Raw genomic sequence first — 3,592 nt, 5'->3', positions numbered from 1 at the left:
ACGTCCCCCCCCCCCCCCCCCCCCCCCCCCCCCCCCCCCCCCCCCCCCCCCCCCCCCCCCCCCCCCCCCCCCCCCCCCCCCCACCACCGCACCCACCACTCAGAGGCGGACCGCACCCTCCCCCCGCCGGGCAGGCGGCCCCCCACGCTACGGTCGGGAACACCAACCCGTAGAGCGGAGACGCAAGTGACCGGTACGCCATTGGTCCGCGGGGAGCCCGAGGGCGCAGACCCCTTCGGCACCTCACGGCTGCGGCGCGGAGTGCTGGAGGCGTGGGCCGCCTCCCCCGCCCGCTTCCGTGAGGACGCCAACGCCGAGGAGGACCTCGCCCTCGGCGGCTACCGCGACCGCCTCGCCGTGGAGCTGGCCCAGAACGCCGCCGACGCCGCCGCCCGCGCCGGCGTCCCCGGCCGCCTGCGGCTGACCCTGCACCCGGCCGACGGCGACGACCCCGCCGTCCTCGTCGCGTCCAACACCGGCGCCCCGCTGGACGCCACCGGCGTCGAATCCCTCGCCACCCTCCGCGCCTCCGCGAAGCGCGAGGCCGGCATGGAGACCGGCGCGGTCGGCCGGTTCGGCGTCGGGTTCGCCGCCGTGCTGTCGGTCTCCGACGAACCGGCGTTGATCGGCCGCACCGGCGGCGTCCGCTGGTCGCTGGCCGAGGCGCGCGAACTGGCGAGCCAGGTCGCCGCCCACAGCCCCGGCCTCGGCGGTGAACTGCGCCGCCGCGACGGCCATGTCCCGCTGCTGCGCCTGCCGCTGCCCGCCGAGGGCACCGCCCCCGAGGGGTACGACACCGCCGTGGTGCTGCCGCTGCGCGACGGCGCCGCGCTGGCCCTCGCCGAGCGGCTGCTCGCCGGCATCGACGCCGCCCTGCTGCTGACCCTCCCCGGCCTCGCCGAGATCGTCGTGGAAACCCCGGACGGCGTACGGGAGTTGCGGCGCGCGAGCGACGGCGAGCTGGTCCGGATCGAGGACAGCGAACGCGGCGACACCCGCTGGCGCGTGGCGACCGACGGCGGCCCGCTGGAGCCCGCGCTCCTCGCCGACCGACCGGTCGAGGAACGGCTGCGTCCGGCCTGGTCGGTGACGTGGGCGGTGCCCGTGGACGCCGACGGCAACCCGGCGGCGCCCGGCACCGCGCCCGTGGTGCACGCCCCGACGCCGACGGACGAGCCGATGGGTCTTCCGGCGCTGCTCATCGCGTCGTTCCCGCTGGAGCCGACCCGGCGCCATGTCGCGCCCGGCCCGCTCGCCGACTTCCTGGTGACGCGCGCCGCCACCGCCTACGCCGCCCTGCTCGGCGCCTGGCGCCCGCTGACCACCGCCGCCCTGGACCTGGTGCCCGGCCCGCTCGGCAAGGGCGGCATCGACGCCGAACTCCGCGGCAAGATCCTGGAGTTGCTGCCCCGGACGCGCTTCCTGCCCGGTGCGGCCCCGGCCACCGCCCCGCCTGCCGCACCCGACGACGCCTGGGACGAGCCCGGCGGCGTCGCCCGCGACGGTCTGCGCCCGGTCGACGCGGAGGTCCTGGAGGGCGGCGGCGCCGCCACCGTCGCCGTCCTCGCCGAACTCTTCCCCACGCTGCTCCCCGCCGGACTCGAACGCCGCCCGGAGCTGCGGGCGCTGGGCGTCGCCCGGGTCCCGCTCGGCGAGATGATCGACCGGCTGGCGGGCGTCGAACGCGACCCGTCCTGGTGGCGGCGGCTGTACGACGCGCTGGCCGGCACCGACCCGGAGCGCCTCTCCGGGCTGCCCGTCCCGCTGGCCGCCCCGGACGGCGGCGCCGTCCGCACCACGCTCGGCCCGCGGCAGGTGCTGCTGCCCGTACCCGGTGAAGACGCGGCGGACGGCGCGGCGGCCCGCTACGCCACGCTGACCCGCCTCGGCCTGAAGGTCGCCCACCCCGACGCGGTCCACCCGCTGCTGGAGAAGCTCGGCGCGCTCCCCGCCTCACCGCGCGCGGTGCTGACGACGCCGCAGGTCAGGGCGGCGGTCGCGGGCTCCCTCGACGCCGACGAGGACGCCTGGGACCTGCTCGCCGACCCGGACGGACCGGGCGCGCCGCCCGGCGCCGACGAGATCGCCGAGACCGTCCTCGCCCTCGTCCGCGACGCCCACCTCGCGCCCGGCGACGAACCGTGGCTGGCCGCACTCGCCCTCCCCGACGAGGACGGTGAACTGGCGCCCGCCGGTGAACTGGTCTACCCCGGCAGCCCCTTCGAGCAGGTCCTCCGTGAGGGTGAACTCGCCGCCTGCGACGCGGAGTTGGTGGACCGCTGGGGCGAACAACCGCTGACCGCCGTCGGCGTGCTCGCCGCCTTCGCACTGGTCCGCGCCACCGATGTGGTTCTCGACCCGGACGAACTGGAGCCGCGCGAGAGCGACTTCGCCGAACCGGACGACGCCGGGTTGCTCGATGCCGTCGACGTCTGGTGCGAGGACATCCTCGACGCGCTGCCCGACACCCCCGTCCCGCCGGTCGTCACCGAGCTGATCGCCGTCCGCGACCTCGACCTCGTCGACGACGACGCCTGGCCGCAGGCGCTCGCCCTCCTCGCCCAACCGCCGCTGCGCGACGCGCTGACCGCCCCCGTGCGGGTCCTGCTGCCGGACGGCACCACGGAATCCGTCCGCCCCTACACCGCCTGGTGGCTGCGCGGCCATCCGGTCCTCGACGGACGGCACCCCGCCGGACTGCGCTCCGCGGGCGGCGATCCGCTGCTCGCCGGGTTGTACGAGGCGGCCGACGCCGGGGACGTCGATCCGCAGGTGCTGCGGGCGCTCGGGGTGCGCACCTCGCTCGCCGCGCTGCTGGACGAACCGGGCGGCGCCGCCGAACTGCTGGGCCGCCTCGCCGACCCGGAACTGCCCGTCACGGCCGCCCAACTCCACGCGATCCACGGCGAGTTGGCGCTGCTCGACCCGGAGGCGGTGACGCTGCCGGATGCGCTGCGCGCGGTCGTCCCGGACGCCGACGGCGGGCCCGGCGGCGAGGTGCGGGTGGTCGATGCGGCCGAGGCGCTGGTCGCCGACGCGCCGGACCTGATGCCGCTGGCGGCCGGACGGGCGCTGCTGCCCGTCGCCCCGGACCGCGCCGCGGCACTCGCCGAACTCCTCCAGGTCTCCCGGCTGAGCGAGGCGGTGGCGGCCGAGGTGCGCTCCGAGGGCGTCCGCCGTGCGGTGCCCGACGAGGTCCGGGCGCTGCTGGGGCCCGCCACCCCCGAGGCGTACACCGAGCACGAGGAACTGCTGGTCGGCGACGGTGACGGCGAGAGCGAACTGGACTGGCGGCTGACGCCGGACGGCGCGCTGCACGCGGCGACGCTGGAGGGCGTGGCCGCCGGACTGGCGTGGGCCGCCGGTCAGTGGCCCCGCCGCTTCGAGGTCGCCGCCCTCCTGGAGGAGCCGGACCGGGGCGAGGAACTGGCCCGGGCGCGCTGGTTCGACTGACGCACATGACGTGGGGGGGGGGGGGGGGGGGGGGGGGGGGGGGGGGGGGGGGGGGGGGGGGGGGGGGGGGGGGGGGGGGGGGGGGGGGGGGGGGGGGGGGGGGGGGGGGGGGGGGGGGGGTGGGGGGGGGGGGGGGTTT

General features: G+C 78.5%; 1 protein-coding gene. It reads left to right on the top strand.

Annotated features, from left to right (window positions below; genetic code table 11):
* Positions 1 to 186: 186 nt before the first annotated feature.
* Positions 187 to 3,453: a sacsin N-terminal ATP-binding-like domain-containing protein gene (locus tag ACZ4U4_RS21160; protein WP_467876476.1), complete on the top strand. Its 3,267-nt coding sequence runs from the start codon at positions 187 to 189 to the stop codon at positions 3,451 to 3,453.
* Positions 3,454 to 3,592 lie beyond the last annotated feature (139 nt).

Source organism: Streptomyces sp. NPDC029159, assembly GCF_055564055.1.
This window is presented reverse-complemented; position numbering and strand designations above follow the sequence as displayed.